This is a genomic window from Candidatus Krumholzibacteriia bacterium (assembly GCA_035268685.1).
Lineage (GTDB): Bacteria > Krumholzibacteriota > Krumholzibacteriia > JAJRXK01 > JAJRXK01 > JAJRXK01.
Map to the genome: position 1 here is coordinate 22224 of DATFKK010000173.1, position 25239 is coordinate 47462.

Annotated in this window: 17 protein-coding genes, 3 tRNA genes and 1 pseudogene; 11 read left to right on the plus strand and 10 right to left on the minus strand. The window is 69.5% G+C overall.

Going from position 1 to position 25239, the window contains the following annotated elements; genetic code table 11:
- Nucleotides 1–31 precede the first annotated feature (31 nt).
- From mqnE to VKA86_16665, 5 genes are all read left to right on the plus strand, one after another.
- Complete coding sequence (mqnE, locus tag VKA86_16645; protein HKK72837.1) at nucleotides 32–1204, plus strand: aminofutalosine synthase MqnE; 1173 nt, start codon at nucleotides 32–34, stop codon at nucleotides 1202–1204.
- Nucleotides 1201–1629, plus strand: coding sequence for a VanZ family protein (locus tag VKA86_16650; GenBank protein HKK72838.1), 429 nt, complete (start codon nucleotides 1201–1203; stop codon nucleotides 1627–1629). Before mqnE ends, VKA86_16650 begins: the two co-directional genes overlap by 4 nt.
- Nucleotides 1630–1885: 256 nt before the next feature.
- On the plus strand, nucleotides 1886–3334 hold the full coding sequence (locus tag VKA86_16655; GenBank protein ID HKK72839.1) for a M48 family metalloprotease: 1449 nt from the start codon (nucleotides 1886–1888) through the stop codon (nucleotides 3332–3334).
- A gap of 434 nt (nucleotides 3335–3768) precedes the next feature.
- Nucleotides 3769–5865, plus strand: a complete 2097-nt coding sequence (gene fusA / locus VKA86_16660) for an elongation factor G (GenBank protein HKK72840.1) — start codon at nucleotides 3769–3771, stop codon at nucleotides 5863–5865.
- Between the two features lie 19 nt (nucleotides 5866–5884).
- Nucleotides 5885–6589, plus strand: coding sequence for a hypothetical protein (locus VKA86_16665; GenBank protein ID HKK72841.1), 705 nt, complete (start codon nucleotides 5885–5887; stop codon nucleotides 6587–6589).
- A gap of 76 nt (nucleotides 6590–6665) precedes the next feature.
- Here the strand turns inward: VKA86_16665 and VKA86_16670 are convergent, their stop codons facing one another.
- The 7 genes from VKA86_16670 to ilvC form a co-directional block, all read right to left on the minus strand.
- A complete protein-coding gene (locus VKA86_16670) occupies nucleotides 6666–8303 on the minus strand; it encodes a glycosyltransferase family 39 protein (GenBank protein ID HKK72842.1) in 1638 nt (545 codons plus the stop codon).
- Nucleotides 8304–8466: 163 nt separating this feature from the next.
- Nucleotides 8467–8542 (minus strand) — tRNA-Glu (locus VKA86_16675).
- 76 nt (nucleotides 8543–8618) lie between these two features.
- The gene (locus VKA86_16680; GenBank protein ID HKK72843.1) at nucleotides 8619–10154 is read right to left on the minus strand and encodes a DUF4301 family protein; all 1536 of its coding nucleotides are present in this window, start codon (nucleotides 10152–10154) and stop codon (nucleotides 8619–8621) included.
- Between the two features lie 127 nt (nucleotides 10155–10281).
- Nucleotides 10282–10355: transfer RNA gene (locus tag VKA86_16685), tRNA-Gln, on the minus strand.
- 75 nt (nucleotides 10356–10430) lie between these two features.
- Nucleotides 10431–11873 carry a glutamate--tRNA ligase gene (gene gltX, locus VKA86_16690; GenBank protein ID HKK72844.1) on the minus strand — a complete coding sequence of 481 codons (1443 nt, stop codon included), beginning with the start codon at nucleotides 11871–11873 and terminating at the stop codon, nucleotides 10431–10433.
- 15 nt (nucleotides 11874–11888) lie between these two features.
- The gene (locus VKA86_16695) at nucleotides 11889–12869 is read right to left on the minus strand and encodes a hypothetical protein (GenBank protein HKK72845.1); all 981 of its coding nucleotides are present in this window, start codon (nucleotides 12867–12869) and stop codon (nucleotides 11889–11891) included.
- A gap of 29 nt (nucleotides 12870–12898) precedes the next feature.
- Nucleotides 12899–13924: a ketol-acid reductoisomerase gene (gene ilvC / locus VKA86_16700; GenBank protein ID HKK72846.1), complete on the minus strand. Its 1026-nt coding sequence runs from the start codon at nucleotides 13922–13924 to the stop codon at nucleotides 12899–12901.
- Nucleotides 13925–14119: 195 nt separating this feature from the next.
- Here ilvC and VKA86_16705 point away from each other — a divergent pair.
- From VKA86_16705 to ftsH, 3 genes are all read left to right on the plus strand, one after another.
- A tRNA-Met gene (locus tag VKA86_16705) sits at nucleotides 14120–14196 on the plus strand.
- 56 nt (nucleotides 14197–14252) lie between these two features.
- On the plus strand, nucleotides 14253–15665 hold the full coding sequence (gene tilS, locus VKA86_16710) for a tRNA lysidine(34) synthetase TilS (GenBank protein HKK72847.1): 1413 nt from the start codon (nucleotides 14253–14255) through the stop codon (nucleotides 15663–15665).
- Nucleotides 15666–15806: 141 nt separating this feature from the next.
- Nucleotides 15807–17780, plus strand: coding sequence for an ATP-dependent zinc metalloprotease FtsH (ftsH, locus tag VKA86_16715; protein ID HKK72848.1), 1974 nt, complete (start codon nucleotides 15807–15809; stop codon nucleotides 17778–17780).
- A gap of 202 nt (nucleotides 17781–17982) precedes the next feature.
- On the opposite strand, the pseudogene VKA86_16720 reads toward ftsH, so the two are convergent.
- Both VKA86_16720 and VKA86_16725 read right to left on the minus strand, forming a co-directional pair.
- Nucleotides 17983–18060, minus strand: a pseudogene (locus VKA86_16720) (hypothetical protein).
- 275 nt (nucleotides 18061–18335) lie between these two features.
- A complete protein-coding gene (locus VKA86_16725) occupies nucleotides 18336–18692 on the minus strand; it encodes an alpha/beta fold hydrolase (GenBank protein HKK72849.1) in 357 nt (118 codons plus the stop codon).
- Nucleotides 18693–18892: 200 nt separating this feature from the next.
- Here VKA86_16725 and VKA86_16730 point away from each other — a divergent pair, with 200 nt between their 5' ends.
- Nucleotides 18893–20149 (plus strand): FIST N-terminal domain-containing protein, encoded by a 1257-nt coding sequence (locus VKA86_16730; protein HKK72850.1) that lies wholly within the window; start codon nucleotides 18893–18895, stop codon nucleotides 20147–20149.
- 13 nt (nucleotides 20150–20162) lie between these two features.
- On the plus strand, nucleotides 20163–21911 hold the full coding sequence (locus VKA86_16735; GenBank protein HKK72851.1) for an ATP-binding protein: 1749 nt from the start codon (nucleotides 20163–20165) through the stop codon (nucleotides 21909–21911).
- A gap of 1 nt (nucleotide 21912) precedes the next feature.
- Here VKA86_16735 and VKA86_16740 read toward each other — a convergent pair whose 3' ends face one another.
- Nucleotides 21913–23634 carry a hypothetical protein gene (locus VKA86_16740; GenBank protein ID HKK72852.1) on the minus strand — a complete coding sequence of 574 codons (1722 nt, stop codon included), beginning with the start codon at nucleotides 23632–23634 and terminating at the stop codon, nucleotides 21913–21915.
- Between the two features lie 246 nt (nucleotides 23635–23880).
- Here VKA86_16740 and VKA86_16745 point away from each other — a divergent pair, with 246 nt between their 5' ends.
- Nucleotides 23881–25239, plus strand: a complete 1359-nt coding sequence (locus VKA86_16745) for a BamA/TamA family outer membrane protein (GenBank protein HKK72853.1) — start codon at nucleotides 23881–23883, stop codon at nucleotides 25237–25239.

Consider the following 25239-nt stretch of genomic DNA (forward strand, 5'->3'; position numbering starts at 1 on the left):
CCCCCCGGGTCCCCCCTCGACAGGTGACGACATGCCCCGCAAGGCCCGCGAAGACGTTCCCCGCGAACGACCGCCCAAGCGCCCGCAGCGCGACGTCGATCTCACCGAGATCCACGAGAAGGTCGAGGCCGGGCAGCGGCTGGACTTCGACGACGGCGTCAAGCTGTTCGAGAGCGCCGACCTGCTCACCGTGGGACAGCTGGCGAACACGGTGCGCGAGCGCCGGCACGGCGACCGCACCTACTACAACGTCAACCGTCACCTGAACCCCACGAACGTCTGCTTCGTGGGCTGCGAGCTGTGCGCCTACCAGGACAAGGTCACCGCGCCGGGCACCTGGAGTTACTCGCCCGAGCAGTGCGTCGAGATCGCACGCCGCGACTGGACGCCCGACGTGACCGAGTTCCACATCGTCGGTGGCCTGCACCCGCACTGGAAGTTCCACGTGTACGTGGACATCCTGAAGGAGCTGAAGAAGGCCTTCCCGCAGGTGCACCTGAAGGCCTTCACCATGGTCGAGATCGACTGGCTGGCGAAGCTGGCGAAGAAGTCGGTCGACGAGACCCTCGACCTGCTGATCGAGGCCGGCCTCGACTCCTGCCCCGGCGGCGGCGCCGAGGTCTTCGCGCCGCGCGTGCACGAGATCATCGCGCACAACAAGATCACCGGGGATCGCTGGCTCGAGGTGGCGGGCATCTGCCACGAGAAGGGCCTGCGCACCAACGCCACCATGCTGTACGGCCACGTCGAGACCTACGAGGAGCGCGTCGACCACCTGATCCGCCTGCGCGAGCAGCAGGACCGCACGAGTGGCTTCGACTGCTTCATCGCGCTCGCCTTCCACCCCGAGAACACGCCCTTCGAGGGCCACATGGGCGCGACCGACGGTTTCGACGACCTGAAGACGATCGCGGTGAGCCGCCTGATGCTCGACAACTTCGACCACATCAAGGCCTACTGGATCATGCTCACGCAGAAGATCGCCCAGGTCGCGCTGCGCTTCGGCGCCAACGACCTCGACGGCACGGTGATCGACGAGCGGATCACCCACGCGGCCGGCGGCGTGGCCGGCAAGGGCATGACCCGCACCGAGATCGAGGACTTCATCCGCGAGGCCGGGCGCGTGCCGGTGGAGCGCAACACCACCTACACCGAGTTCGAGGAGATCCTCGAGCGCAAGGATTCGGCGGAGGCCGGCGTGTGAACGAAGGCCGCGGAGTGGGACGCCGCGACGTGTGGCGCCGCAATCCCTGGTTCTGGAGGGCGGTCATCTTCATGGCCGCCCTCTTCGCGTTGAGTTCGGTTCCCGACCACGGACCCGAGGCCGAAGGCGTCGGTCAGGTCCTGATGCCACCGCCGGCCTGGCACAACTTCGCGCACGTCCCCGCCTACGCCCTCCTCACGTGGCTTTGCTGGCAGGCGCTCGTCACCGCACAGTGGCGCGGCGCGACCGCGCTGTGGACGGCGGTCGGCATCGCCTTCGCGTACGGCGTCCTCGACGAGGTGCACCAGTACTTCGTGCCGGGTCGCTTCCTGTCGGGAACCGACACCGCCCTGAACGCCGCCGGGTGTCTGCTCGCCGTGGTGATCATCGTCGTCCGGGGACGGATCCGCGGGCGTTCGGCCTGACTCCTTCCCCCGCTCGTCCCAAGGCCGAAACACTCACCGCCACGCGGCGTACGGACCGGACAGCGGCCGGATCATGGCGAGAGAGATCCGCGCCGCCGCCGTTGCCCGCCCGGGCGATGGCTCGGCCCCGGGCAGCTGGCGAGTGTGCCCGGGGCCTTTTTTCGTCCCCGCCCCTCTTGTCGACCTCCGATCACCGGACTAGGGTTCTCGCGCTCCGGGCCACCGTGCGCCCACGTCCACGTTCGGGAGGTCGACCGTGTCACTCGTCCGCATCCGCTCCGTCGCCCTGCTGCTGTCCGTGTCCTGGATCTTCGCCGCCTGCGCGGTGAACCCGGTGACGGGCGAACGCGAGCTCTCGCTGCTGTCGAAGGAACAGGAGATCCAGCTCGGAAACGAGAGCGATCCGGCGATCGTGGCGCAGTACGGCGTGGTCGAAGACGAAGCGATCGTCGACTACGTCCAGGACATCGGCCAGCGCATGGTGCCGGTCAGTCACCGGCCCGACCTGCCGTACACCTTCCGGGTGCTCGACGATCCCGTCGTGAACGCCTTCGCCCTGCCGGGCGGCTACGTCTACATCACGCGCGGGATCCTGGCCTATCTGGACAGCGAGGCCGCGCTGGCCGGCGTGGTGGGTCACGAGATCGGCCACATCACCGCCCGCCACGGCGTGCAACGCTACACGCAGCAGACCCTGCTGGGGGCCGGGCTCGGGCTGGGCTCGGTGTTGAGCGAGACCTTCGCCCAGTACGCCGACATCGCCGGACAGGCGGCGCAGCTGCTCCTGCTGAAGTACGGCCGCGACGACGAGCGCCAGAGCGACCGGCTGGGCGTGGAGTACGCCACCGCGCTCGGCTACGACACCCACGACATGGCCGAGTTCTTCCGGACCCTCGACCGGCTGAGCCCTCCGGACGGCCGTCTGCCGAGCTGGATGAGCACCCACCCCGATCCCGGCGACCGCTGGAACACCGTGAACGACCTGACGCGGCAACAGCAGACGCCCAGCGGTGACTACGTCACCCAGCGCGACCGCTTCCTGCGCACCATCGACGGCCTGGTCTTCGGTCTGGATCCGCGCGAGGGCTACTTCCTCGACGACACCTTCGTCCATCCGCAGCTGCGCTTCCGCTTCCCGACCCCCCGCGGCTGGCAGCGGCAGAACGGCAAGTCACAGGTGGTGATGGTCGAGCCGGACCAGGCGGCCGCGGTGATCTTCCAGGCGGCACAGGGCTCCAGCCCCACCGAGGCGGCGAACGCCTTCGTCGGGCAGCAGGGAACCACCCTCCTCGACCAGTCCACGGTGAGCGTCGCCGGCAATCGCGGCGTGCGCACGCTGGTGCGGATGAGCGGACAGCAGGGAACGCAGGTCGTGCTCTCGACCTTCTTCCCGTACGGCGGTGGCCAGTGGGTCTTCCACGGTCTGACCAGCGAGGCGGGGCTCCAGCAGTGGCGGGCGACCCTGGCCGCGCCGGCCGACGGCTTCGCCGCCCTGAACGATCCCGAACTCCTCGACGTTCGACCGATCCGCGTGAAGGTCGTGCAGGCCGACCGCGACGGGACCTTCCGCGAACTGGCCGTGGCGCATCCGATTCCCGACAACGAATTCATCGCCGACCTCGAGGGTCTGGCCATCCTCAACGGCATGAACGTGGACGACCGCCTCACCCGCGGAACCCTGTTCAAGGTCCTGGCGCGGGAGTGAGCCCCATGTTGAAGATCGGCCTGCTCAGCGGTGACGCCGACGTGGCGATTCCGACCTTCGACACGGCCAGGATCCACGCCGAAGCGGCTGCGGCCCGCGCTCTCGAAGTCGCCTGAGGTCGGACCTTCCGGGGCCCGGTCCGACCGCCGCCGGGCGGGGCCGGAGATGCAACCCCCGCCCTCGAATCCTCGTTTCCGCGCCGGCTCCCGACCGCCCTCGACCCGGCCATCGGGACCCTTCGGTCTCGGGGACCGGCGGTGAAAGCTGCATGAAGAGGCCGGTCCGGGTCTTGCCGATTCCGTGATCCGCCCTACCTTGCGCCGGTTTACGTACTGCGGAGAACCGCGCGGCGCGCCAGGCGCCGCCGCGGGGCTTCCCCAACGGGCCCCGCGCCCCACCCCGTCGCCAACGGCGGGTACTGCAGGAGCACCACCGTGAGCACGAAGGCGATCACGGATCTCTCGAGGATCCGGAACATCGGCATCAGCGCCCACATCGACTCGGGCAAGACCACGCTCACCGAGCGGGTCCTCTTCTACACGAATCGCATCCACGCGATCCACGAGGTCCGCGGCAAGGACGGCGTCGGTGCCACCATGGACTCCATGGAGCTCGAGCGTGAACGTGGGATCACCATCGCGTCGGCGGCGACGCACACGGAATGGAAGAACCACTTCGTCAACATCATCGACACGCCCGGACACGTCGACTTCACGATCGAGGTCGAGCGTTCGCTTCGCGTGCTCGACGGCGCGATCCTCGTCTTGTGCTCGGTGGCCGGAGTGCAGAGCCAGTCGATCACCGTCGACCGGCAGATGCGCCGTTACGGCGTGCCGGGCATCGCGTTCGTCAACAAGTGCGACCGCAGCGGTGCCAATCCGGCACGCGTGACCGAGCAGCTGCGAGACAAGCTGGGCCACAACGCCGTCATGATGCAGATCCCCGTGGGCCTCGAGGCCGACCACGTGGGCGTGGTCGATCTGGTCGAGATGAAGGCCATGTACTTCGACGGCGACGCCGGAGAAAAGCTCCGCGTGGAGGAGATCCCGTCGGAGCTGAAGGCCGAGGCCGAGGCCCGCCGCGAGGTCATGCTCGACGCGGTCTCCATGTTCAGCGAAGTACTCATGGAGGCCATCCTCGAGGACCAGGTGACGCCCGAGCTGATCCACGACGCGGTGCGCACGGGTGTGCTCAACCGTGAGCTGACCCCGGTCTTCATGGGCAGTGCCTACAAGAACAAGGGCGTGCAGCCGCTGCTCGACGCCGTGTTGAACTATCTGCCCGACCCGACCCAGGTCGAGAACCAGGCCACCAGCATCGACACCGGCGAGGACTTCGTGGTCGATCCCGACCCGGAGAAGCCGCTGCTCAGCCTGGCGTTCAAGCTCGAGGTCAGCCCCTACGGACAGCTCACCTACCTGCGGATCTACCAGGGCACCCTGAACAAGGGCGACACCATGGTGAACGTGCGCACGGGACAGAAGCTCAAGCTGGGCCGCCTCGCTCGTATGCACGCCAATCAGATGGAAGACATCGAGCAGGCCGCGGCCGGCGACATCGTCGCCCTGTTCGGCGTCGACTGCGCCAGCGGCGACACCTTCACCGATGGTGCGATCAACGCCAGCATGACGTCGATCCACGTGCCCGAGCCGGTGATCAAGCTGGCCGTGCAGCCGAAGGACAACAAGGCCTCGGCCAACATGAGCAAGGCCCTGCAGCGCTTCACGAAGGAAGACCCGACCTTCCGGACCTACCTCGACGAAGAGACGAACGACACCATCATCGCCGGCATGGGCGAGCTGCACCTCGAGGTCTACGTCGAGCGCATGAAGCGTGAGTTCAACGCCGAGGTCCGGACCGGCCGTCCGCAGGTGGCCTACCGCGAGACCATGAGCATGCCCATCGACTTCGACTACACGCACAAGAAGCAAACGGGTGGCTCGGGTCAGTACGGCAAGGTCCAGGGGCGAATCGAACCCGTCGACGAGGGCGACTTCGTCTTCGAGAACAAGGTCACCGGTGGCAACATCCCCAGCGAGTACATCAGTTCGGTGGAGAAGGGCTTCAAGTCCTGCATGGACAAGGGTGAGTTCATCGGCTACCCGGTCGTGAACCTCAAGTTCGTGCTGAGCGACGGGAACTACCACGCGGTGGACTCGAGCGACAACGCCTTCCAGGCCGCGGCCAAGGGTGCGTTCCGCGAGTTCTACCTCAAGGGCAAGCCCGTGGCCCTCGAGCCGATCATGCTCGTGTCGGTGGAGGGTCCCACCGAGTTCCAGGGCGAGATCCTGGGCACGCTCATGCAGCGTCGCGGCATGGTGGTCGGAACCACCGAGGACGCCGGCTTCGTTCGTATCGACGCCGACGTCCCGTTGAGCGAGATGTTCGGCTACGCCACCGTTCTGCGCTCGGCCACCCAGGGCAAGGCCGAGTTCACCATGGAATTCGCCCGGTACGGAACCGCTCCCGCGGAGGTCGCGGAAGAGCTCCGCGAGAAGTGGCTCGAGAAGAAGGCCGCCGGCAGCAACTAGCCGGACGGAGGAGACCGAGATGTACCAGAAGGAAGTCAACGAGCGCAGCCCCATGCGGGTGTTCGAGCGCTCGATCCACGGGGGCCTGGGCAAGGGCAACGTCGGGCTCGTGATGAGCCGCGCAGGCATCGGCAAGACCGCGTTCCTGGTCGACGTCGCCCTCGACGACCTGATGCGCGACCGTAAGGTCCTGCACATCAACATCGACGATCCCGTCGAGAAGGTCCGCGCCTTCTACGACGAGATCTTCAACGTGCTGGCCGACAGCATGGAGCTCGACAACCGCTACCGGGTGCACCTGAACGTCGAGCGCCACCGGCTGATCCAGACCTACATGGCCGAGAGCTTCAGCCTGGAGAAGCTCAAGGCCGGGATCGTCATGGCCAACGAGCACATGCACTTCGATCCCGAGGTGATCGTCCTCGACGGCTACCCGCGCTTCTCGCAGGCCACCGAGGACGACCTGCTCGAACTCAAGGACATCGCCAAGCGCCACGACTGCGAACTCTGGGTGAGTGGCCGCGCGCGGCGCGAGGACGAGGTCGACGAGCGCGGCGTTCCCACCAAGATCGCCCGCTTCGAGGAGTACCTGTCGGTCATCGTGAAGCTCGAGCCCAGCGGCGACCACGTCCGCCTGCAGCTGATCAAGGACCACGACAGCGAGGACGTCGCGTCGCTGTTCCTCGAGCTCGACCCCCGGTCGCTGCTGCTGAAGTGGAACTGACGGCGATCGACGACGGAAGAACGGAAGGCCCGGCACGGACGTGTCGGGCCTTCGTCGTTCGGGGCGTGCCTTCATCCTACCGCTCGCTCCCACGGCGCGGAGCGGTCCCCCGCGGCACCGCACCGGGCACCCGGGGCGGCAGGGCCGCCCACCCCTCGACCCGCAGGTGCGGGGGCGGATCCCCGAAGCGCTCCACGAGTGCGGCCGGTCCGATCAACCAGGCGGCCTCGGATCGCGCGGGCAGCGGGTCCACTCCGATCGTCACGGGGACGGGCGGGGAAGGAAGGCCGCGCAGGGCGTAGGCGTACAGATCGCTCAGCTCGTCGACTGCGTCGAACAGCGCCACGTAGCGATCGCGCTCCAGACCGCGTTCGTCCACCCGCTCGACCAGCGTGTCGATCGCGGTGCGCCCGAAGGTGTCGCGCAGGGGAAGGAAGGCGTGCACGAGGGCCAGCAGGGCCCAGGCGCGCAGCAGCCATCCGCGCCGCGCGCGCACCGGTGCCCGCCACAGCCACAGCGCACCGAGCGTGACGAACGACCCCACCGCCAGTTGCGGCCACCACGGATCGGCACCGCGCAGCAGACCGAGAGTCTGCGCGCCGATCATGCCCATGATCGCCCGCGTGTTCAGCGCGTCGAACTCGAGCACGTTCGACGGTGACAGCAGCAGCAGCACTCCGCTCGCCAGTGCCACCCAGGGCGGAAACGTGGTCCACGCCAGCCACCGCCCGAGCAGGAGCGCCAACGGCGGCAGCGCCGGCAGGGCGTACCACCCGAGGTCCAGCTGCGCGAGGGCCGGACCCACGACCATGGGCACCGCCCACACCAGCAGGATCCACTCGGCCCGCGGCAGCGCCGGCCCGCGCCCGCGTGGCCACAGCAGCACGAAGGGCAGCAGGTACGACCACGGGAACAAACCGTCCTCGATCACCGAGGGGTAGAACATCCACCGGTGCCCGCGTTCCACGTGCAAGGCGACGCGTCCGGCGACCTCGCGCCCGAAGTAGGTGTCGACGAAGTCGGCCCCGTGCCGCGCGGCCATCACCGCGTGCCACGGAACGAGCACCACCGCGAAGGCGGCGATCGCCAGCGCCCACACCCGGGCCGGGATCGTGCGCCACGTCCCCAGGGCCACGATCGTCACCAGTGCCACGCCGCCGACCGGCACCACGTAGAAGGCGTGCTTGACCATGCCGGCCAGCGCCACGCACGCGAGCGAGGCGATCCACCATCGCGCGTCCTCGCGCGTCTTCACCGCGAAGACCACGGCGAGGATCCACACCAGCAGCAGGGTACTGTCCATCTCGCCGGTGCGGCCGCAGTGGTGGTAGAGGAACTGGGTCGAGGTGAACAGCACGAGGGCGGCCCACCGCGATGCCCACACGCCGTAGAGCAGGCGGCCGAGCCACATCAGCGCCGCCACCGCCCCCAGCGCGGCGGCCGCCGACGGCAGGCGCACCGTCCACTCGTTCACGCCGAAGACCGCGGCCAGCGCCGCACTCGCCCACACCCGCAGCGGCGCCTTGTTGAACCAGGGCTCGCCTCGGATCTCGAAGTCGATCCAGTTGCCCGTCGCGAGCACGTGTTCCTGCACGAGTGCGTAGCGCGCCTCGTCCTGGTCGTGCAGCGAGTTCGAGCCCAGGCCGAAGAACAGCAGCACCGCGGCCAGGCCGAGCAGCCAGAGGTCGAAGGAGTTCAACGCGCCACGGTCCATGCGGCGCAGACTAGCGTGCGGGGGGCGCGGTGGCGATCAGGAAGGTGGGGCCGAGGGACGCTCCGGACGTCGTGGACCGTACGCGTCGGCGGCGGCTCCGGGAGCCGATCCCGGCACACAACGCAGAACGCGCCCCGATCCGCAGGATCGAGGCGCGTTCGAGTGGCAGCCCCTAGGGGAATCGAACCCCTGTTTCCGGACTGAGAACCCGGCGTCCTAGGCCACTAGACGAAGGGGCCACAAGGCCACCCGCGGCGGTCTCCCGCCGCGGGTCGGTCAGTATAGAAAACTCCGGGCTGGTCGCAAGCACTCCGATCAGCCCGGCTGGTGGGCCGGTCGCAGCAGGTCGACCACCGTCTTCACCGGATTGAAGGTCTCGAGCGGCACCTCCACGAACACGGTGTTCCAGTGGGCCATGGCGCCGTTCCACAGGCCCGGGCGCTCCAGCGCCTTCAGGTCGACCCCATCTTTCGACTTCTTTGCGATGAATCCGGTCTCGGGGTCGACGAAGCGGGACAGGTCGTGCGGCCGGCCCTCGGGATCGCGCAGGGCGCAGGCCAGGTCCACCGGGTTGAAGTGGGTCGAGGCCCGGAAGTGCTTCTCCTGCTCGGGATCGTCGTGGTCGACCTGGCTGCTCTCGACGATCTGCAGGCTCAAGCCACCGTCGGCCGCGCGCACGCGGAAGGGCCCGCCGCCGGGCTCGCCCTCGTTGCGGACCATCCCACACACGCGCAGGGGCCTGGCCAGGACGTCGAACAGCCACGCCCGGCGCGAGTCGGGTCCACCCTCGAGCACCGGGTCGGGCGGGGTGCGGTGCAACCAGCTCTGGACGAAGTCCATGGCCTCGTCGAGCACCTCGACCCCGTCGTGGAGCTTGCGCCACAGCTCGTGCGCGCCGGCCTGGCGCTCGAGCAACACGCCGGCGAGCAGGTGCTGGTTCTCGACCACGGCGTCGCGGCGCTCCCGCGGGACCACGTTGTCGATGTTCTTGATCAGCACGACGTCGGCGTGGAGGGCGTCGAGATTGCCGATCAGCGCGCCGTGGCCGCCGGGGCGGAAGACCAGCCGGCCGTCGTCGTCGCGCAGGGGCTGGTCGCGCAGGTCCACCGCGACGGTGTCCGTCGACGGCGACTGCACGCTGAAGCCGACCTCGTGCGGAGTGCGCGCGGCGGCGCAGTGCTGCTCGATCTCGTCGTAGAACTCCGGGGGCACGGTGAAGTGCACGCGGCCCCGGCCGCCGCGATCGGCGACGACCTGCGAGGTCTCGTCGAGCTGCTCCTCGAAGGCCGTGCGTACGCCGTCGGGAGTACGATGGAAGGGGATCAGGCCCTTGGGCCGATCGGCGAAGTCGAGGTCCTCGAGCAGCACGCGCAGGACCACGCGGCGATCGCCGTCGCCGTCGAGCACCTGCTCGGGCTCGTGACCGGCGGCACGCACCGCGTCGCGCACCTGCGCGGCGAAGGCGAAGTCGTCGAAGCGGTCGAAGAAACGCGCCACGAGCGCGTCGTCACTGCTGCCGCCGCGGGCCTCGGCCAGCGCGGCCGGGTCGAGCGGACGCGGATCCTGCAGCCGACCGGCCAGCGCCTTGAACATGCGCGAGGCGGCCCCGCTGGCCGGCACGAACTTCATCAGCCGGCCGGCGGACGAAGCCTCGCGGCCGCGGGCGACGAGTTCGGCGCGGCGGGCGTCGTCGTCGATCACCTCGATGCCATGGTCCGGCGTCGCCGGTCCCACCACTTCGAGCGGCGGGAACCCGCGCCGGAAGCACTCCAGCTGGCGTTCGAACTCCTCGCGGGAGATCCCGCGTTGCTCGAGCTGTCCGAGGTCGGCGTCGGTCAGGTCGTAGGCCATGGCTCCGTGCGACCGCGTGGGAACTGCGAACGCCCCGGTCGGCCGACCGGGGCGTCGAAACGGCGTTGCCGCGGTAGCTCGCAACGTCGTGACGGCGCGTCTGGTCGCGCGCCGCACTCGATGAGGATGGTTGCCCGGGGAGGATTCGAACCCCCACATACGGGACCAGAACCCGCTGTCCTGCCATTAGACGACCGGGCAGTGCCGCTAAGGGTTAATCACCCGGCGGGGGGTTGGCAAGGCCTTTCCCGCCGTGTGCGGCCTCTGCGGGGCCTCTCAGGCCAGTCTGGGCTCGCGCAGACGTCGGACCACCCGCTCGCGCCCGAGCAGCTCCATGGCATCGAACAGGCTCGGGCCACTGGTGCTGCCGCTGATCGCGAAGCGGGCCGGGTGGATGTACGCCCCCGGCTTCTCCTCGGTCTCCTCGGCCAGCGCCCGCAGCGAGGCCTCGGCCGACGCCGCATCGAAGGTCTCGGCCGCCTCGTAGGTGTCGGCCAGGCGCCGCAGCCGGTCGCGGGCGGCGTCGTCGATCTGCGCCGCACCCTCGGCATCGACCGGGTAGTCGTCACTGAAGTAGCTCGACAGGTGCGACACGGTGCGGTCGAAGTGGCGGAAGCGGTTGCCCAACAGTCCGAGCAACCGTCCCAGCGTCTCCAGACCACCGCGGTCGTCGGCGTCGACCACGTCCGCCTCGGCCAGGATCGCCCAGGCCTGCTCGGCCTTGCGCTTCGGATCCATGGCCTTCATGTGCTCGCCGTTCAGATGGCGCGCCTTCTCGTAGTCGAAGACCGCGGCGGTGTGGTTCAGGCGCTTGAGCGAGAACTTCTTGATGATCTGATCGACCGTGAAGAACTCCTGGTCGTTGCCCGGCGACCAGCCGAGCAGGGCCAGGTAGTTGACCACGGCCTCGGGCAGCCAGTGCTGGTCGCGGAACTCCTCCACACTGGCCGCGCCGTGGCGCTTGCTCAGGCGCTTCTTGTCGGGGCCCAGGATCATCGGCATGTGGCCGAACTTCGGCACGCGGCGGCCCATGGCCTTGTACACGTGGATCTGCCGCGGCGTGTTGCTCACGTGGTCGTCGCCGCGCAGCACGTGGCTGATCTCCATGAGCGCGTCGTCGATCACGCAGGCGAAGTTGTAGGTGGGAAAGCCGTCGCTCTTCACCGCGATCCAGTCGTCGAGCACGGCGCAGTCGAACTCCATGTCGCCCTTCACCAGATCGGTCCACTTGATCGATCCCTCATCGGGCATGCGCACGCGGATGGTCGAGGTGCGGCCCTGGGCCTCGAGCTTCGCGCGCTCGTCGTCGGACAGGTCGCGGTAGGGCCAGTCGGCCGGGCCGAGCACGCCCTCGGCCTCGAGCTTCTTCCGCCGGGCTTCGTCCTCCTCGGCCGTGGAGTAGTCGCGGTACAGAACGCCCTCGGCGAGCAGGCGGTCGATCTGCTCGCGGTACAGGTCCATGCGCTCGCTCTGCACGTAGGGTCCGTACTCGCCGCCCTTTCCCGGACCCTCGTCCCAGTCCAGCCCCAGCCACTGCATGGCGCGCAGGATCTGCTGGTGCGACTCCCGGGTGCTGCGCTCCTGGTCGGTGTCCTCGATGCGCAGTACGAAGGTGCCCTTCTGCGCCCGGGCGTACAGCCAGTTGAACAGCGCGGTGCGCGCGCCTCCGACGTGCAGGGTGCCGGTGGGGCTCGGTGCGAAACGGCAGCGGATGCTCATGGATCTCTCCGGGGACTAGTTGGTGTGGCCGGGACGCGTGCGCGTCGGTTCTCCGCGGACGGTCGGGTCGATCGCGGCCAGCCAGGTCTCCGGGTCGACCCCGTAGACCTGTTCGACCGCGTCCTCGAACCGTGCGCCCGCTTCGACGATGTCGAGCAGGTCCTGCACGCGATCCCATCCCCAGGTCTCGGACAGGTGCCACACCATGAGGAAGGCGTTGTAGCGCGCGATGCGTCCCTGGGCGCGATCGACGAGCGGGTAGACGTGCTGCTCGACCTCGGCCGGCGTCATGAGCACGGGCAGGTCACGCGCGCGGAACTCGGCCATGAAGCTCAGGTGCTCGAAGCCTTCTTCGGACAGGTAGCTCGAGATGCCCTCGCGCAACCACATGGGAATGCGGCCGTGGGTCTTCTCGTCGAGCAGGGCCTGGGCGATCGAGGCGTAGGCCACGTGCCCGGCGAGCGTACGCCGGAACATCATGCTGATCGGCTGCACGAAGACGCTGCGACCCACGACGAGATGGGTGACCCAGAACTCGCGCCCCGACAACCGACGCCAGTGGTCGGCGTCGTCGGCACCGAACACCGTGAGCTTCGGCGGCGACTCCATACGCAGCTGCTCGCTCACTTCCACGTACGCGAGATCGCAGATCTCGAGGTAGTGGCCGATCAGCGCCGGCCCGCAACAGGTGCTCTCGTGCACGCGCACCCAGCGCGACTCGAGGTACTCGTCGGTCACGGTGAGGTACGGGTGATCCTGCTGCTGCTGGTTCACGAAGTACGCGCGGGGGCCGTAGGTCACGCCCTCGTCGTCGAACAACACACCCCACTCGAGGCTCGAGAATTCGTGCTTGAAGTCGGGGTAGCCCTCGGCCTCCAGGCGCTCTTCGGTGTAGGCCCAGTAGAGGCCGCGGTCGGGGGCCGGCATGCTGCTGCCACAGCCGGTCGCCAGCAGCGAGGCGACGGCGAGCAGGAAGAGGAGCGACGATCGCACCATGACGTGGGACTCCGGTGTTGCGGGATCGTTCAGTCGGATTCGGCCTCGCTCGACGAATCGAGCCGGCACCGTTGCAGGAACCCGCGCAGGGCCTGGCCGGTTCCCACGAGCGGGTGGGCGGCCTCGCGATCGATCGCCTCGCGCAGCGACGCGCCGCCGTCGCGCTGGTCGTCCTCGAAGGCCCGGGCGAAGCGGCCCGACTCGATGTCGTCGAGCAGGTCCTGCATGGCCTGCCGGCTGGCGTCGCCGATCACGCGGCGCCCGGCGCGGAGGCCGCCGTAGGCCGCCGTGGTCGAGATCTTCTCGCGCATGCCCTCGATCCCGTGCGTGTACAGCAGGTCGACGATGATCTTCACCTCGTGCACGCACTCGAAGTAGGCCGTCTCGGGCGAATGGCCGCGATCGACCAGCGTCTCCCACGCGGCCACGATCAGTTCGACCAGCCCACCGCACAGCACGGCCTGCTCGCCGAACTGGTCGGACACGGCCTCTTCGCGGAACGAAGAGAGGAATCCGCCGCCGGCCAGCGCGCCGCAGGCGTCGGCGTAGGCCAGCGCGAGGGCGAGCGTGTCGTCGGGATCGGGTCCGGCCACGCCGATCAGCGACGGCAGCCCGCCGCCGTTGCGGTAGGCGGTGCGCAAGGCGTGGCCCTGTCCCTTGGGTGCCACCAGGAAGGCCCGCCGGCCCTCGGGCAGGACCACCCGTTCGAAGGCGAGGGCGTAGCCGTGACCGAAGGCGACCACGGCGTCGTCCTTCCACCGGGGAAGAACGTCCTCGGTGAAGACTCGGGCCTGCACCTCGTCGGGAACGAGCAGCATGATCACGTCGGCGACCGCACTCGCCTCGGCGGGAGCGAGGACCTCGAAGCCGTCGCGCGCTGCGTTCGCGGCGCCCGTGCCCCCTGGGCGCGCCCCGACCACGACGTCGACCCCGCTGTCGCGCAGGTTCAGCGCGTGGGCGTGGCCCTGGTTGCCGTACCCGAGCACGGCCACCCGCCGGCCGGACAACAGTTCGGGCCGGGCGTCGGAGCGTTCGAAGCGTCGCGGAGTGGTCATGGCGAGGCGGCACCGGGTTCGGGACGGGCGAATCGACCGCAGGAGAATGGCACGGGCTCGGGTCCGCCGCCACCCGCGACGGCCGCTGCGGGCGTTTGACAACCGCCAGGGGCGTGTCTAACGTTGCTGCTCGCTCGCGAGCAGGTCCGCCTCGACAACAGGCCCCTGCACCACGCTCGCGGGCACCGGCCCGGGGGCGGTGTAGCTCAGTCGGTTAGAGCAGCGGAATCATAATCCGCGTGTCCGGGGTTCGAATCCCTGCGCCGCCACCAATTCCACCCACGCCGGCGAGAGCGGTCGTCCCGGACCGCCGAGGCAGCCCACGCGATTGACCGCCTTCGACCTGATCGCCCACGTCCGGGCGCTCGCGCCCGCCGACGGAGCTCCCGCACCGGGAGACCACGTGGTCGTCGCCGTGTCCGGCGGGGCCGACTCGGTCGCGCTGTTCGACGCGCTGCACACGCTGGCGCCGGAGTGCGGCTGGCGGCTGACCCTCGCCCACCTCGACCACGGCCTGCGCCCGGATTCCGGGCAGGACGTCGCATTCTGCCGGGCGCTGTGCGCGGAGCGCGGCGTCGAACTGGTCACCGAGCGGGTGGACGTGGCGGCGGTGGCCGCCGAAAGCGGCGCCGGGATCGAGGCGGCCGGCCGTCGGGCGCGCCACGATTTCCTCGAACGGGTGCGGGTCGGCCACGGCGCCGACCGGATCGCGACCGCGCACCACCTCGACGACCACGCCGAGAGCGTGCTGCTGGCCCTGGGTCGCGGCACCGGCCTGCGCGGTCTGCGCGGCGTGGCACCCGTCGACGGCCGGCGGATCCGCCCGCTGCGAGCCGTCCGGCGCGAGGCCCTGCGCGCGCACCTGCGCGCCCGCGGCCTCGCCTGGCGCGAGGACCCGACCAACGCCGATACCGAACTCACCCGCAACCGGTTGCGCCACAATGTTTTGCCTGAATTGATCGAGACCTTCGACCCCGGTGTGGTCGAGCGGATCGGCCGTCTGGGCGCCCACGCGGCCGCCGACGTCGCCCTGCTCGACGCCTTGGTCGAAGAGAAACTCGAGTCGCTGCGGCGGACCGGGCCCGACGGAGCCTTGGTCCTCGACCGCGCGGGCTTCCTCGGAGCCGCTCCGGAACTGCGTTCGGCCCTCCTCCGGGCGGCCGCAAGACACCTTTTTCCAACGGGTTCACACCAGAAATGGAACGCCGACCGGGTCTCGGACGTTCTACGGTTCATCGAACGGGCCCACGCCGGCCAGCGCTGGTCGCTGCCCGGGGCGGGTCGTCTGGCGATCGAACGGGATCGCCTCATCCTCATGAAGGTTTCCGACGAACAGTCCGTCACGGGCTCTGGCACCCTCGGGCCCGACCGGGCGAGGCTCCGGACCGAGCTTTTGCCCACCCGAGGCCGAGGGTGTAGTTTTTCAGGGCCTCCCATGACGACGTTCGTCGATGCCACCCGTGTCCGTCCTCCCTTCGAGCTCCGCGCGATCCGGCCCGGAGATCGGCTGAAGCCGCGGGGAAGGGCCGGCCACAGGAAGATCACGACCCTGCTCAGCGAACACGGAATCCCGAGAGAGGATCGTTCGCGGCAACTCGTGGTCTGCGATCGCGAGCGGGTGGTGTGGGCCGTCGGGCTCGACGCCTGCGACGCGGCGGACATCGCAACGACGACCCGTTGGGTCTGGCACTTGCGTGTCGAGGAAGCGGACGATGTCCCGTCCGCGGACCGCGGCACGTAGATCCGGGCACCGGCCGTGGGCCCACGCGCCACGGCCGAACTCGATCGGAAAGGATCGCGTCCCATGAACGGACCGATGCGTGATCGCCGGGGTCAGAAGGGCCCCAACAAGCGCCCCCCGTCGGGGGGACCCCAGCGGCCGATGCCGCCGGGTCGCACCGCCGGCTTCTGGATCGTGGCGATCCTGATGGTGTTCCTCGGGTTGCAGCTGCTGCTGCGTCCGTCCGAGTCGAACTCCGAGATCAGCTACACGACCTTCATGCGGCAGGTCGAGAAGGGCAACATCGCCGAGGCGGTGATCGTCGACAACAAGGCGGTCGAGGGCCGACTGGGCGAGATGCAGACCCTGCCCCTGGTCAGCGGACGCACGCAGGACGTCGAGCAGTTCAAGACGAACCTGCCGATCCCCGATCCCGAACTGATCACGAAGATCCAGGAGACCAATCCCGATGTGAACATCGTCGCGGAGTACAGCGGCGAGAGCATCTGGAACACCATCATCTACCTGTTGCCGTTCCTGTTGATCCTGGGCATCTGGCTGTTCGTGCTGCGGCAGATGCAGTCGGGCGGCAACCGCGCGTTCAGCTTCGGCAAGAGCAAGGCCAAGCTGATCAACGCCGATCGTCCCCAGGTGACCTTCGCCGACGTGGCGGGGGCCGACGAGGCCAAGGTCGACCTGGAGGAGATCATCGAGTTCCTGAAGTCGCCCCGGAAGTTCCAGCGACTCGGCGGACGCATCCCCAAGGGTGGTCTGCTGGTCGGTCCTCCGGGCACCGGCAAGACCCTGCTGGCGAAGGCCGTCGCCGGCGAAGCGGGCGTTCCGTTCTTCGCCATGAGCGGCAGTGACTTCGTCGAGATGTTCGTGGGCGTCGGCGCGAGCCGCGTGCGCGACCTCTTCGAGCAGGGCAAGAAGCACGCACCGTGCTTGATCTTCATCGACGAGATCGACGCGGTCGGGCGACATCGTGGTGCAGGCCTCGGAGGCGGCCACGATGAACGCGAGCAGACGCTGAACCAGCTACTGGTGGAGATGGACGGCTTCGAGACCAACGAGGGTGTCATCATCATCGCGGCTACGAACCGTCCCGACGTACTGGATCCCGCGCTGCTCCGCCCCGGCCGTTTCGATCGTCAGATCACCGTGGACATGCCCGACCTGCTCGGTCGCGAGGGCATCCTGAAGGTCCACATGCGGAAGGTGAACGCCGCGCCCGACGTGGACATCAAGAAGATCGCCCGCGGGACGCCGGGCATGAGTGGTGCCGATCTGGCGAACCTCGTCAACGAGGGCGCCCTGCTCGCGGCCCGGCGCAACCACGAACAGGTCACGATGCTCGACCTCGAGGACGCCAAGGAAAGGGTCATGCTGGGGCCCGAGCGCCGCGCCCGCGTCATGCCGCAGAGCGAACGCGAGCGCACCAGCTACCACGAGTGCGGTCACGCCATCGTGGCGGCCAGCATCGAGGGCTACGACCCGGTGCACAAGGTGTCGATCATCCCGCGCGGTCAGGCACTGGGTCTGACCTTCACGCTGCCGACCGAGGACAGGTACCAGATCACCCGGTCGGACGCCGACAACGCCATCGCGGTGTTCCTGGGCGGACGCGCGGCCGAGGCGCTGATCTACCCGCAGGTGGGCGCCGGCGCGGCCGACGACATCAAGAAGGCCACCGCCTACGCCCGGAACATGGTCACCAGCTGGGGCATGAGCGATCGCCTGGGTCCGATCCAGTTCGGCCAGGGCGACCAGCCCGTGTTCATGGGCCGCGACCTGCACCAGCAGCGCAACTACTCCGAGCAGACCGCGATCGCGATCGACGAAGAGGTCCACCGGATCATCTCGAACGCCTACGAGCGGGCGCGGACCATCCTCGAGGAGAACCACCCCGAGCTCGAGACCATGGCCAAGGCCCTGCTCGAACGCGAGACCCTCGACGGCGAGGACGTGCTGTTGATCCTTCGCGGCGAGGAACTCCCGCCGCTGGGCTCGGCCCCCGAGCCGAAGCGCGCCTCGTCGGGCGTGGACGATGACGCCGAGTCGGCCGACGCCTCCGACGAGGACGAGGGCCCGGCGACGGGCACGGTGGGCGACGACCCGTCGCCCCAGCCCAACTAGGGTTCGCGGCTCGCGTCCGCGTGGCAGTTCGCTCCTTCCGGAGCAACACGAAGCCCCTCGCCGGTGTCGGTGGGGGGTTTCGTGGTGGTGCGTTGCGTCGGCCGTCGGAGAGAAAACTGCGGATCTCGTCGAGGAGCAACTCCGGCTCCTCCTCGATCACCAGGCGCCCCGCATCGACCACCGTTGCCAACCGCGATCCGGGAATCCGCGCCTGCAGCTCTCGAGCCTTCGTCACCGGGATCCACGTATCCTGCTCGCCCCACAGGATCAGGGTGGGCACGTCGATCTCACCGTACCGTGACTCGACCTCGTCGGTCGCCGACTGGTCGGCCTGGGCGATCTGCCGGTAGAAGGCAGGCTGTCCCAGCTCCCCACGCCATGGCCTGCAGATCCCCTCGAGTGCCTCGGCCGACAACGGCCGGTGCGCGGCAGTGCGGGCATAGGCTTCGACGACCGCTTCGTGGATGAACGGCGGAAGTCCGCGGAAGGCCTCTTCGTGCCGGCGGACGTGTCGGAAGAAGGGCGATCCCCACGGCGCCAGGGCGACGGCGTCGATCAGGACCAGGCGACGGTACGTTCATTCAGCAGCAGGGTACGCAGCGCCGTCGCACCGCCGAAGTCGTGGCCGACCACGGACGGCCGGTCCAGACCCCAATGATCGAGCAAGGCCGCGAAGACACCGTTCTGCACCTCGAGCGACACATCACCCGGCTGCTGGTCCGACTGCCCGTACCCTGGAAGATCGAAGGTGTAGACCTCGTGGTCGGCCGCAAGGCCCCCGATCAGACGGCGGAGGGTGAACGACGACCACGGGGTCCCGTGAAGGAGAACGACCGGGGCACCGCGACCCCAGCAGTCCCAGGCCACCGTCCGCCCGTCGACGTCGAAGTGGTTTCGCAGATTCCAGTCCATGATGGCTCCATCGATCGTCGGTCCCCCATTCGGCCCGGGATCCGCAGGGTACCCGAAGCCACCGCGGAGGTCGCGCCGGGGACAAGATCAGCAAGCCCGAACGATGTCCAACAGATCGTCGCCCGCGGGATTCTTCTCAACCTCCCGACTCACCGGGCCGATACGCACTGCGAACACACGCCCAACCCCAGAGGTTCGCCATGACCACCCGGACGCCGGTCTCGCGTCGAGTGGGCAGAGCCACCGGATTCGCCTGCGCGACGGCCGCGTCCACCGCCGCCGACACCGCACGTGCGGTCGACGAGTGCCTCGCCGCACTGCACGACGAGCAGTCGACGGAGTTCGACTGGTTGCTCGTCTCCTACACCGAGCACCACGACGCAACCCACATCGCCGGGCGCCTGCACGCCGCGAGCAACGCGCCCGGGGCGATCCACGGCGCTTCGTCCTGTCGCGCGGTCATGACCGAGAACGGCGTGCACGACGATGTACCGAGTTCGCTCGCCGTCTTCGCCGTCCACGACCCCGAAGGCGCCTACGGCGTCGGCAGCGCCGTGATCGGCGACGACCCGCGTGCCGCCGCGGCCCGCGCCGTCGACGCGGCCCTCGAACGGGCCGGGCGCCACGGCGAACCGCCCGCGCTGATCTGGATGAGCGCCGCCCCGGGCCACGAAGAGGAACTGCTGCGCGGCATCGCCGACCTCGTGGGCGCGAACGTTCCCGTGGCGGGAGGCAGCGCGGCCGACGACACCGTCGCCGGAGGCTGGAGCCAGCTCGACGGAGCGGGCGGTCACGACGACGCCGTCGTCGTCAGCGTCCTGTTCCCGTCGGTCGAGTTGTCCTTCGCCTTCCACAGCGGCTACGACGCCACGACGACCCGCGGCACCGTCACGCGCGCCCACGACCGGACGATCGAGCAGATCGACGGCGAGCCCGCCGCGCACGTCTACGACCGGTGGACGGAGGGATCGATCTCCGAGGTCCTCGAGGCCGGCGGCAACGTCCTCGGCCTGACCTCGCTCGCGCCGCTCGGCCGGGTCGTCGACGACGAATCCGGCCTGGAGCTCTACACCCTGTCGCATCCATGCTCGGTCGAAGCGGACGGAAGCCTGACGCTCTTCACCGAAGCCCCCGTCGGCAGCGAACTCGTGCTGATGACCGGATCCGAGGAGAACCTCGTGCAGCGCGCCGGCCGCGTCGCCCGCTCGGCGCGCGAGTCCGGCGATGCGGACGGAGCGGACGTCCTCGGCGGCCTGGTGATCTACTGCGCGGGCTGCATGCTCACCATCACCGACCGCATGCCCCGCGTCGTCGGCGAACTGAACGAAGCGCTCGACCATGCTCCCTACGTCGGCTCGTTCACCTTCGGCGAGCAGGGCTGTCACGTGGGCAACCAGAACGCCCACGGCAACCTCATGATCTCCGTCGTGCTGTTCCGCGACGAGGAAGCGCTGTAGGGGAGCGACCATCGTGGCCGAACACCTGCGCGAGCAGATCGTCGAGCTGCAACGACGCCTCGAGCGCGAGCACGCGACGCGTGTGGAGTCGGACACCGTCATCGAATGTCTGGCCCGCGTGCGAACGGCCGACGACGCCGAGGGCGCCTTCGGGGGAATCCTTCGGATCCTGGTCGACTTCGTCGGCGACGCCGAGGGCGTGTGCCTGCGCATGGACTCCGGACAGGCGCCCACGGTGCTCGCCACCACCGACCCCGATCTGACCACGGTCGACTGGGCGCAGGACACGTTTCCCGCCCGTCTGGAGCACGGCCGCCCCGTCCGCCAGTTCGACCTGTCCCGCGGCGATGCCTTCGCGCCCCTCGTCGAACGCCGGAACTTCGCGTCGGCCCTGTGCCTGGCGATCGGCAGTGACGAGGCGGGAGCGCTGGTGGCTCTCTTCAGCCACCGTCGCGCTCGCTTCGACCGCAGCCACGCACGCGTGTTGAAGCGTCTGGTTCCCGTCCTCGAACCGGCCTGTCATCTGCTCGAGATGGAGCGGCTGCGCCAGGCCACCGACGTGGCCGACCGCCGGGCGCGCGACGCCGACGCGGCGAATCGCGCCAAGAGCGACTTCGTGGCGAACATGAGCCACGAGCTGCGCACGCCGTTGAACGGGATCCTCGGCAACCTGGAACTGGCCGTCCTGGAAGACCCGTCGACGACCCTGAGGGAGTACGTCGACGGCGCGCGCGACTCCGCCGACACGCTGCTGCACCTGGTGAACGACCTGCTCGACTTCTCGCGCCTCGAGTCGGGAACGTTCCATCTCGAGGCGACGACCTTCGGCGTCCGCGATCTGTTCGAACGTTCCCTCGCGTCGGTCGACGCGATCGCCCGCGACAAGGGACTGGACCTGAGCCTGCACGTGGACCCGAGCGTTCCGGCCGCGCTGGTCGGCGACCCCCACCGGATCCGTCAGGTGTTGCTGAACCTGGTGGGCAACGCGCTGAAGTTCACGAACTCCGGCCGCGTTCGCGTCGACTGCGAGCGCACGTCGCGCGGCGACGACCGCATGTGGCTGCGCGTCTCGGTCACCGACACCGGCATCGGTATCCCGCGCGATGCCCTGGCGCGGATCTTCCGTCGCTTCGAACAGCAGGACAACAGCATCACCCGGGAGTTCGGGGGCACCGGCCTCGGGCTCGCGATCTCCTCGCACCTCGTGGCCTGCATGGGCGGACACGTCGAGGTCGAGAGCGAAGTCGGCGAGGGCAGCCGCTTCCGGTTCGAGATCCCGCTCGAAGCGTGTGATCCACTGCCGAAGGAGAACCAGTCCGTCGACGTCGAGCCGACGGACTCCTCGGCGGCCGCACCGCGGCACGTGCTCGTGGTCGAGGACAACCCCATGAACCTGAAGATCGCCGTGCGCATGCTCGAGCGGATGGGACACGTCGTATCGACGGCCGAGCACGGCCGCATCGCCCTCGACCTGCTGTCCCGCGAGACCTTCGACCTGGTCCTGCTCGACATGCAGATGCCCGTGCTCGACGGCATCGCGACCGCGCAGGCCATCCGGGCGAGCGCGGAGCCGTGGTCGGAGGTTCCGATCGTCGCGATGACCGCGAACGCCATGCGCCGGGATCGCGACCGCTGCCTCGAAGCGGGGATGGACGGCTTCCTCTCGAAACCGTTCCGTCTCGAGGTGCTGCGGGAGACGGTGGAGAACCACGTCGCTTCGGCGGCGACGTCGGACGGCGTGGGATCGCGTCAGCCGGTGTAGGTCAGGAGCGACCGCTCCCGCCGTGTTCCCGCAACAACGCCCGCGCTTCCGGTAGCCGCGGATCGTCACTTCCTGCCCGCTGCATCCGATCAGTCACCGCCGCGAGCACCTGCATCGCCCGCCGCAGACCCGGCCGCTGCCCGAGCACGTCGAGCAGCACCTCGAGCGCCGCCCGGTCGTCGCCCACGGTGTAGAGCGCCACGGCGCGTTCGAGGCGCAGCATCACTTCGGCGTCGGGCTTCTCGGCGTAGCTGGCGTCGATGGCCCGTCCGTCGCCGAAGCGCGCCGGTTCGTTCATGATGGCATCCATCACCAGCAGCCACTCCCGCGCGAGCCGTTCGTTGCCGTGCGTCGCCTCGATCGACGCGTAGCGCGCCGCCGACATGGCGTGGCGGTAGGTCTCGTGCACGGGAAACAGGAGCGTTCCCGCGCGCAGCAGCAGCACCACGAGCAGCGGCGCGAACAGCGGCCGCAGGCGACGTTGCACGTAGGCCACCACGAGTTGGTGGATTCCACTGCCGGCGAACACCAGCAGCGCCGGCCACACGGCCAGGCGCAGACGACCGTTCACGAAGAACACCACGCCCACCGCGAAGGCCATCAGCACGAGCACGACCAGCGGCCATCGGGGCCGCCGCATGCGCACGAGCGGTTGCCACGCACCGAGCACGGCCAGGCCCAGCACCACACCGAAGCCGAAGGGCGCCCACGCGAGCACGCGCGACTCGCGGGCCGCCAACGCGGCGTCCTCCATCTGCGGCATCGAGAACGGATGGACGAACAACACGGCCCGCGTCAGCGCGAGCTGCACGGCCCGGCCGGGATCGGACACCAGGAACTCCACCGCGCGCTCGCGCCAGAAGGCCTCGACCTCGGCACTGTTCAGCGTGCGCCCCCGCGCGCGCTGGGCGGCCTCCTGTCCGGTGGGATCGCCGGGATGGACCTCCTGCACGTTCGTGTACGTGCCCTCGGCCGCGGGATTGTTGCCCACGTACAGGTTCAGGCCGCCGTTGTAGGAGCGCGGTTGCCAGAGTCCCTCGGCGGCCAGGTTGTGGGCCGACAGCAGGACCATGGCCACGAGTCCGGGCGCGAGCAGGGCCAGCGCCGAATGCAGCGCCAGGCGGCGATCGGTGCGCAGCGACCACACCACGCCCAGACCGAGCAGCAGCCACAGCAGCAGCAGGTTGGAACGCAGCGCGATGCCGACGCCCAGCGCCATGCCCGCCATCCACAGCGCGCGTCGGCCCCAGGGTTCGCGCAGAATCACGCCGGCCACGGCGATCGCGGTGCAGGCCGCGGCCGGGCCGTCGGGCAGCAGCGAGGTGTCGTACAGGATCAAGGGCGGCGTGGCGGCGCCGAGCAGCAGCGTTGCCGCGCCGGTCACCGGTCCCGCCAGTTCCCGCGCGGCGCGGGCGAGCACGAGCAGGGCGGCCACACCGAGCACGCTCTGTCCGACGATCACCGCGCCCGGTCCCAGGGGCCGCTCCACGAGGGCCAGCACGTACGGATAGAGCGGGCTCATGAAGAAGGCGCGATCGAGCACGAAGCCGCCGTCGACCAGGGCGTCGGCCATGGCGCGGTAGAGCTGCGTGTCGAGCATGGCGGTGAGCGTGGCACGGCCGCTGCGCTCGAGCCACGCCACCACGCGCAGGAGCAGGGCGAGGACGACGAGCGCCGTCCACAGACGCCGATCGTCGGCGATCCTCTCGACGCGGCTGGACATGATCGGCGGTCCGGGTGCGGGACGACGGGCAGAGGACCTGCGAGTCTAGCCGCGGGGTGCGAGGCGTCGCAACTGCGGGTCGTCCCGCGTGTCCGTGCTCGACACTGCACGAGCCCATCGGGCACAGTGTGCCGATCCGGCACACCCGTCTCGTCGAGGTGACACTCGCAGGCCGCCTGTTCCGAGGGGTTTACGGGTGTCACCGGGCGAGGACGAACGGGCACGGTCCTTGGATCCGGGACGGACATGCGAAGATCCCGACGGCATTCCCCGGTTTCCGACACCCGCGCATGGACCGCCCTGCTGGTGTGCCTCGGGGTGGTGTGCACGCTCGTGGGCGCCGTTCTCCCCGCCGCCGCGCAACCCGACCGCGCCCTACGCCTCGAGGCGATCGAGTCGATGCCCGACCGGCCCGGCCTCGCCCCCGCCCTGGGCGACCTGGTCGGTCTGTGGCCGGGGCAGGCGATCGACGCCGCCGACCTGCGCGCCGCGCGCCGCACGATCGCCCGCTCGGGCTGGTACGAACGCGTGGAGGTCTACACCCGCCCGGGATCGGAACCCGGCACGCTGGTCCTGCGCGTCGAGGGCGAGCTCGACGACGGCGTGCGCCTCGAGACCGGCTTCGGCCACGACCCGCTCGACGACTGGTACCTGAACCTGGTCGGTCTGCGCGCCCACCACCTGATCGGTCCGGCCAGCACGGCGCGGCTGAACTTCCAGTTCGGTCGACGCCGCAGTGCATTGCGGCTCGAGATCGAAGCGCGCCGGGTGGGCGGAAGCGGCGTGGGTCTCCTGCTGGACGCCTCGGGCGGTGCCGAGCAGTGGAACGTGTTCGACGACGACCGCTTCTACACGCAGGAGATCGGACGTCGTCATGTGCACATCGGTGCAAGAGTGCACCCGACCCGTTCCACCGCGTTGACACTGTGGCTCGGACGCTCGGCGGCCGATCCCCAGGACCTGACCCAGGAGGAGGGCGAGCGCCGCGATCCGGCGCCCGGACTGGTGGGACCCTTCGGGCGCCAGGAGGAGTTCTCCGACCTCCGCCTCGACCTCACGCTCGACCGCCGCGATCACGCCCAGCCCTGGCGCCGCGGTCTGTGGACGCTGCTCCGCGCGACCGTCTCCGAACCCGACTCCGGCACGACCTTCGTCCGCACGCGCGCCGCGCTGCGCGCCGCCGTCCCGCTGCCCGCCCAGCAGGCCCTGGCCTTCCGCGGGGACCTGGCGTGGACCGATCCCGGGACGCCCTATCACCTGCGGCCGATCTTCGGCGGACAGGGCAGCGTGCGCGGCTTCCGCGACGCCAGCCTGAGCGGCGGCCGCGGCGCCCGCGCGATCGCGGCAGCGTCCATGGAATGGCGCACCCCACTGCTGCCGCGCGGCGCTCCCGACGCGCGCGTGCACGGCGTCCTGTTCGTCGACACCGGCCGCTTCGTCGACGCCGGCGGCGACACCGGTCCGTGGTCGACCTCGGTGGGATGGGGCCTGCGCGTGCGCCTGCCCTGGGTCGAACGCGTGGCGCTCGACGCCGCGATTCCCCTCACGCCCACGGAGACCGGCGACCCCTTCTGGGTCCACGGCAGCCTGGGCTTCGGGTTCTGA

Excerpts from the sequence above, each read along its gene's own strand:
- mqnE (HKK72837.1), top strand. The coding sequence starts at position 32 with ATGCCCCGCAAGGCCCGCGAAGACGTTCCCCGCGAACGACCGCCCAAG.
- VKA86_16665 (HKK72841.1), top strand. The coding sequence starts at position 5,885 with ATGTACCAGAAGGAAGTCAACGAGCGCAGCCCCATGCGGGTGTTCGAG.
- VKA86_16670 (HKK72842.1), bottom strand. The coding sequence starts at position 8,303 with ATGGACCGTGGCGCGTTGAACTCCTTCGACCTCTGGCTGCTCGGCCTG.
- VKA86_16680 (HKK72843.1), bottom strand. The coding sequence starts at position 10,154 with ATGGCCTACGACCTGACCGACGCCGACCTCGGACAGCTCGAGCAACGC.
- gltX (HKK72844.1), bottom strand. The coding sequence starts at position 11,873 with ATGAGCATCCGCTGCCGTTTCGCACCGAGCCCCACCGGCACCCTGCAC.
- VKA86_16695 (HKK72845.1), bottom strand. The coding sequence starts at position 12,869 with ATGGTGCGATCGTCGCTCCTCTTCCTGCTCGCCGTCGCCTCGCTGCTG.
- ilvC (HKK72846.1), bottom strand. The coding sequence starts at position 13,924 with ATGACCACTCCGCGACGCTTCGAACGCTCCGACGCCCGGCCCGAACTG.
- ftsH (HKK72848.1), top strand. The coding sequence starts at position 15,807 with ATGCCGCCGGGTCGCACCGCCGGCTTCTGGATCGTGGCGATCCTGATG.
- VKA86_16725 (HKK72849.1), bottom strand. The coding sequence starts at position 18,692 with ATGGACTGGAATCTGCGAAACCACTTCGACGTCGACGGGCGGACGGTG.
- VKA86_16730 (HKK72850.1), top strand. The coding sequence starts at position 18,893 with ATGACCACCCGGACGCCGGTCTCGCGTCGAGTGGGCAGAGCCACCGGA.
- VKA86_16740 (HKK72852.1), bottom strand. The coding sequence starts at position 23,634 with ATGTCCAGCCGCGTCGAGAGGATCGCCGACGATCGGCGTCTGTGGACG.
- VKA86_16745 (HKK72853.1), top strand. The coding sequence starts at position 23,881 with ATGCGAAGATCCCGACGGCATTCCCCGGTTTCCGACACCCGCGCATGG.